General features: G+C 63.3%; 7 protein-coding genes. All 7 read left to right on the forward strand.

The genetic code is table 11. The features are described from left to right. Positions 1 to 208 (forward strand): hypothetical protein (locus tag ACPEH2_RS15610; RefSeq protein WP_359921379.1); only part of this gene is annotated, 208 nt, incomplete at its 5' end. A 220-nt stretch (positions 209 to 428) separates the two neighbouring features. Continuing rightward, positions 429 to 683: a hypothetical protein gene (locus ACPEH2_RS15615; protein WP_359921382.1), complete on the forward strand. Its 255-nt coding sequence runs from the start codon at positions 429 to 431 to the stop codon at positions 681 to 683. A 33-nt stretch (positions 684 to 716) separates the two neighbouring features. Next, the gene (locus tag ACPEH2_RS15620; RefSeq protein WP_359921383.1) at positions 717 to 1,286 is read left to right on the forward strand and encodes a zinc finger domain-containing protein; all 570 of its coding nucleotides are present in this window, start codon (positions 717 to 719) and stop codon (positions 1,284 to 1,286) included. Positions 1,287 to 1,368: 82 nt separating this feature from the next. Continuing rightward, complete coding sequence (locus ACPEH2_RS15625) at positions 1,369 to 1,863, forward strand: DUF6932 family protein (protein WP_359921385.1); 495 nt, start codon at positions 1,369 to 1,371, stop codon at positions 1,861 to 1,863. Next, positions 1,860 to 2,816, forward strand: coding sequence for a hypothetical protein (locus ACPEH2_RS15630; protein ID WP_359921387.1), 957 nt, complete (start codon positions 1,860 to 1,862; stop codon positions 2,814 to 2,816). The genes ACPEH2_RS15625 and ACPEH2_RS15630 overlap by 4 nt, the downstream gene beginning before the upstream one ends. A 2-nt stretch (positions 2,817 to 2,818) precedes the next feature. Beyond that, positions 2,819 to 3,448, forward strand: coding sequence for a hypothetical protein (locus ACPEH2_RS15635; RefSeq protein ID WP_359921388.1), 630 nt, complete (start codon positions 2,819 to 2,821; stop codon positions 3,446 to 3,448). A 402-nt stretch (positions 3,449 to 3,850) separates the two neighbouring features. Beyond that, positions 3,851 to 6,382 (forward strand): N-6 DNA methylase, encoded by a 2,532-nt coding sequence (locus ACPEH2_RS15640; protein WP_359921390.1) that lies wholly within the window; start codon positions 3,851 to 3,853, stop codon positions 6,380 to 6,382. Positions 6,383 to 6,388 lie beyond the last annotated feature (6 nt).

The raw sequence follows: 6,388 nt of genomic DNA on the forward strand, positions 1-6,388 counted from the left end.
GATCAACGCCCAGTCCTCCAAAGTGATCACTCTCCAATCGTTGAGTGTTCACTTTTCAAGCGCCGCTACTGTCCAGTTTTCGAGCGCCGTCGACACGCGGCACGAAAAAGGAGATGGGCACTGGCGCGAAGCCAGTGCCCATCTCCTTTTTCGACTGTTGTGCAATCAGTTTTGCCAACAGCCCTCCGGTCGGGATGACAGGATTTGAACCTGCGACCCCTTGACCCCCAGAGAGCGCCCCGCTGTGACACGCAGTGACATCGCGTGCCGGGGAGTAGTCGAGAGTTGGCTCTCCCCGGTGCCGATGCCCTCCCCCATGACAACCCGTGACAGGCAGTGATCGGCAGTGTGCACACACAGGTGCACACACAAATGGGGCGTTGCCCGCCCTACCGTTGCCGCCCAGAATGCTCCCGAGAGGACAGATGATGCTGACGTTCGACGACGCGCTGCGGATCGCCGCCGAGCACTTCGGCGAGCCGTCCGCGCCTGACGGCTGGGAGGACGGCGGCGCCTTCCTCGTAACGCCGCAGCGCGTGGTCGACGACGAGAGCCGCGGGCTCGTCATGGCGGGCGGCGCGTGGATCACGGTCGACCGTGCGACGGGCGCGATCGAGTCGTGGCCGCATCTCGACTATCTCGACCGCGTGAACGGCATGCGTCGCGTCCGCAGCGCGCGGTAGCGTCTCACCGTCGACCCACCCGAGGGAGTTCCCATGCCGATCGGCTATCTCTACGTCACCGAGAGCGAGGTCGACGGCATGTTCTACGTCGGCCAGTCGAGCAGGATGGACGACCACAGCGTCGCGACCTACCTCGGCAGCGGCGACTACTTCGCGCAGGCGCTCGCTCAGCACGGAGCCGAGAACTTCACGAAGACGATCCTCGGGTACTTCGACGAGCAGGCCGATCTCGACTACGCGGAAGTGCACGCGATCGCGCGCCTACGCGCGCACGGCTGTGACCTCTACAACGGCGGCGTCGGCGGGCCGCGCGCGCAGCGTCAGTTCATCCGCGCCATGTTCGAGCGCTTCGGCGTCTTCCCGACGATGACCGACGCGTGGCTTGCCGCGGTCGAGTCGAACGTCGATGACGTGCGCGCACTGATCGCCGAAGGCGTGGACGTGTCCAGCGACGATTTCTACCTCGAGTACGAAGCGCAGTTGCTCCAGACGCAAGACCTGACCGGCGAGTGCCCGCGCTGCGGCGCCGCGGTCGGCGCGGTCTGCCGGACGAAGACGGACAAGCCGTCACGTAACCATGTGAAGCGCCCAGTCGCCGCCTGACTCGCGCCGCCCTTTGTTCCCGTGATGCGTACATAGTTGACGCTGCGGGTCTGGATAGACTCACGCGCATGGGGATCGACGCGTGATACCGGCCTTCGAAGACGGGGCATGGTGCCTGCCTGACGGCATCCACGCGACGACGCTCGACGAGATCGAAGAGCGCTTCGTCGTCGCGGCACCGTTCAGCGATCAACGACGCATCGTGTTCGATGCGTTCAAGGTCTGGTACTCGATCGTCTCTCCGCATCTCACGGGTGCGCGGTTCTGGATCGACGGCGGCTTCGTCACACACAAGCCCTGGGCGGCGCCGTCAGACGTCGACGTTACAGTCATGGCGAAGACGAGCGACGTGAACGCGCTGCCGATCGAAGTGCAGGATCGCATCTTCGGGCTGCTGACCGAGAGGACAGCAACCGGCAAAGTTCAGCCGATGTCGGGGATGGTCGACGCGTTCCTTTTCGCTCGTGGAGACGTAGACACCACAGTCGGATGGATCAACGATTGGAAGACGGTGCTAGATGAGCACCGCGATCCGATCCCGAACATGGTCAAGGGATTCTTGGAGGTGCGACCGTGACGCTGAACACAGCAGAGATCGACGCCTTCCGCGATGCGTGGCACGAGGCAGAGGGCGACGACTTCGCGAGCCGAGCCACCCGACGCTCCCTCGAAGCGTTCGCGTTCGGGCACCCCGAGTTGACGCCCGTCGTGTTCGAACTCACGAACCGCGCTCAGTCCGAACTTGAACTGCATCTAGACGGCGAGACGGTGCATCATCATGAGGCGAACGCTGAGTCGTTCGCGCAGTTGGTGCGCGGGATCGCCGACGCGACGAAGGAGGTCGCGAAGCACATCATTGGGCACAAGCGTCGTGCGTCGACGCTGCGTATCGTGGCCCCGACCCCAGGATCGGTGCGCGTCGTGCTGAAGGCCGCGACGCCGCAGGAAGCAGCCGGGCGCACGGCACAGCACACGCGCACGCCCTCTGTCGACTCGACGTCGCTCGACACCGTCGCGGTGCTGCTGTCACGCGCGCAGGGCGAGGGCGCGAAGCCCGACGACGACGTGCTGTCCGGGCTCGCTGCCGACCTGCCCCAGAAAGCGCACGCGGGGCTTAGGCGAGCCGCGAAGGCCATCGACGCGCAGGACTGGGACATCGACGGTGAGTTGCGATCTACGCACGGTTTCCAGCGTGTGCACGTTGGACCGCTGGGCGCGAAGGCGCTGCTGCGTGTTCTCGATGAGCACCAAGAGAGCAGCACGTCCACGACGCTGTCGGGTGCGATCGACGGCACGCGACGCTCGATCGGTGCGCTCTGGTTCGCCCCAGATGGGCAGGCTGCAATTGAAGCGGCAGTCCCGAGCCCTGACCTCATGGAGCGAGCCGTGCAGCACGATGCGGCGAATCAGCGTGTGCGCGCCGAGTTCGACGTGCTCACGATCGTCGGCAAGGGCGCAAACCCACGCCGACGCCAGGTGTACACGCTGCGCCGTCTCGACCCGCTCCCCGATGATCCGACTCTGATCTAGCCGTGCGGCTCGAATGCGTGGCCTCGCAGGCCGAGCAAGCGGCATCCGATCCTCTCGCGCTGCCCGCCTTCATCATCTCGATCGTCGCGGCGGGCGTCGGTCTGAGCGCGCTGCTCTGGAACATCATCGCGTGGGTGCGATCCGGGCATCGCGTCGTCGTGGAGATCGAGACTGTCGTGCGGAATCCGAAGCGCAACGCGGGATGGACTGGCCGTCGCGGTCGATTCGGATGGGCTGCTGCGTCGGTTCCGCCGAGCCACGTCCCCTACTCGATCGCGTTCATCCGGCTCACCGCGAGGAACGTCGGGCGGGCGCCCGTCGACATCGAGCGGTTCTACTTCACCGTGGGTCAGCCGCGCGAGGACAAGAACATCTCGTGGACTTTCAAGGATGATCCCCCGCTGCCGCAGCGTCTCGAACCCGGTTCGAGCACATCGCGCGAGTACATGATCGGCGATATCGAAGCGTTCACACGCCGCGAGCATCGACGACGGTTCCGCGGCGCTGTGGCGCTCGGGAACGGCAAGACTCGGCGATCGCCGCTGAGTTTCCGCATCGACGCCGCCGACCGCGGCTCAGAGTTCATGGCGTCCAGCGCCGGTCAGACGCTTCAGACACCGGCACCGAAGTAAGGGGCCGAGTAGGCCGCGGAACTCCGGGAATGGTTGTTTGCCCGCTCAGAGACCCGTGAGCGCGAGATCTCTGATCAAGCTGTCGTCGTAGCGGCCACGGGGCGCACGACCGCCCCGCCCGGCGTACCGCGGGCACCGCGCCAATCTTTCCCGCGGTGCCCACCGACTCACCGACTGCTAAGCCCAGCACCTGACACCGAGTCAAGCGGGCTATTCGTCTGATCAGCATTTTCTTCATCTGCTAGCACACGAATCGTGCACACGGAGCACTCATCGCCGAATCGCTCTACGAAGTAACCAGACGTGCACCCAACAGCGCGGCGGGCGCGGGTGCTTCGTTTCACGTGCTCGGATGCCGCTCGGTAGTGTCAAGGGTCACCTAGTTTTGGGAGTGGGCCTCACGTGTCACAGCCGATCGAGTCAGTAGTCGCGCTCAACGAGGACGGCAAGATCGTCTGCTTCCTTGACGGGACGATTTTGGAGCCGACGCCTGAGGAGCATGTACGTCAGCAGTACCTGCAGACGCTCGCGACCGAGTACGGATACCCCAAGAACGTCATGCGCCGCGAGGTGCCGGTCTTTCACGGTAGTAGTGAAGCGAAGGACGCTCTTGGAAAGCCGATACGAGCCGACATCGTCGTCTATCGCAATCGAGCGGCAGCCAGTACGCGCGACCAGGGACAGATCAAGTTCGTCGTCGAGTGCAAGAAGCCGGACGAGGAAAGCGGCTACGCACAACTCGTCTCTTACATCTTCAACACGAACGCGCCAGGCGGCGTCTGGACAAACGGCGACGACACAACGTTCTTCCGGGTCGACCGACAGCGCGGCGCTCTCGACAAGGCGACTGAACTCCCACGCTCGGGCGAGGAGTGGGGGGCGGTCGATCGCCGAAAGAAGGCCGATCTCGTGCGGCCAAGTGACGTAAGGCGGCTCTTCAGAGTCTGCAACAACAAACTCTACGGGCGCGGGATGGAGAACTCCGACTACGACCTCACGATGGACATGGTGCGCATCCTGCTCGCCAAGATTCAGGACGAGTCGGAGTCGGGGTCGTATCCGAACTTCTACGTCACCCCCGACGAATACGGCACCGCCGAGGGGACTGCGCTCGCCGCGAGGCGCATACGCGATCTATTCGAGCGCTTCGCAGAGCAGTACCGCTCTGTGTTTCCGGCAGGCGAAAAGATCGAGGTTCCGGACGAAGCGATTGTCGAAGTAGCCGCGGTCCTGCAGCCATGGACGCTCGTGGCTGCATACGACGACGCCGATGACTGGGACCTCATGGGTGCCGCCTATGAGCAGTACACCCACACGAATCTGAAGCGCCAGCGCGGCCAGTTCTTCACGAACCGGCTCATCGTGAATCTCATGGTGCGAATGGCCTCGCCGCGCGTCGGCGAAAAGGTGCTCGATCCTGCTGGCGGCTCAGGTGGCTTCGTTACAGCAGCGTTCCGGCATCTTCGGCGGCTGGTGATCGAGGAGACGGCGGAGGGTACGGCTCGGCGAGAGCGCATGCTCAGCACCGTGAAGCAATCGGTGTTCCTGTCCGAGATCTCGCCCCGCCTGGTGAAACTCGCGAAGACTGCGATGCTTCTGAACGGCGACGGCCACGCGGGAATGACTCGTGGCAACTCGCTTGGCGCCTACGCCGAACTCGACGATTGGCTGAAGGCCCGTTGCAATCGGCATCAACCGGACATCGTGCTCACCAATCCCCCGTTCGCTGGTCAGGGCGAGTCACGGATCAGCGACCCCAGGCTCCTCATGAACTTCGCCTCGGCGATGAAGTTCACAGTCGACGGGGACTCGACAGTCCAAAGCGACGACATCATGCAGTCGCAGTCGCCCGAAATTCTCTTCTTCGAGCGATCCCTCGACTGGCTGAAGCCCGGAGGTCGGCTGGGCATCGTGCTGCCTAAGGGGTTCCTAGACACGACCCAGTTCTTGCCGTCCCGCGAACTGCTCTTCCGCGAAGCGCGTCTCGACGCAGTCATCACGCTCCACAAGAACTCGTTCCAGCCGGACACCGGTGTACGCACCTGCGTCGTTTTTCTGACGAAGTACAAGGAAGGCGATGACCGAACCACCGATTACGAGATCTTCATGGCGGCGTCTCAGAAGATCGGCCAAGACTCAGAAGGCGTCCCGATCTTCGTGACAGGGGAAGAAGGCGCGGCGACAACCGAACTCGACCACGACCTGGATGAGATCGAACACGACTACTTCGCCCACCGGTCAGGCGCGCTCAATCCGTCGCAGTATCGCTACGCGGTGAAGCGCTCTGAGATTCAGAATCGCCTCAACATCAATCCTCAGTTCTACTCGCCGCATCTGAACGAGTCGCTCGCTCGTGTCGCTCGTCTCGACGGTGTAGATGGATGGTCGGTCACCACGCTCGGGCAGATCGAGCCAGGTGTCAGAGTGTTCAAGGGTCCGCGCTTGCGGACCGAGAACGTAATCGTCGCTTCCGAGTCGGAGGGGACGAATGTGGTCGGCTACTACACGCCGTCCGCAATGCTGCAAGACAAGCGCGACTCCGCGAAACTAGTTGACCTTGCCAGATCGACCAAGAAGCAGATTCGAGACTTCGATGTCGTGACGGTGCACGAAGGCGATTTATTGCTGACACGCTCCGGGACGATTGGTCGACTGGCTTACGTGACGAGCGTCATGGCTGGTCAGATCGTCTCCGACGACATGATCCGCGTACGGATTCCCTCAGAACGGCTTCGCGCCTACGTCATTGGCTTCCTGCTCTCTGAGAACGCGGCCGATCAGATGAGTCGCAATGAGTACGGCTCTGGGCTGACCCCGTTTCGTAGGTCCGGTGGTTCTGAGAGTGGTCCTGTCGCCCGGAGTCGCGGGCAGGGAGACTGGTCAGATCATGTCGAACAGCAGGAAGCGTCACACCCCGGAGCAGGTCGTCCGTAAGCTCGG

This window comes from Microbacterium sp. NPDC064942 (assembly GCF_049545525.1).
GTDB lineage: Bacteria > Actinomycetota > Actinomycetes > Actinomycetales > Microbacteriaceae > Microbacterium > Microbacterium gawkjiense.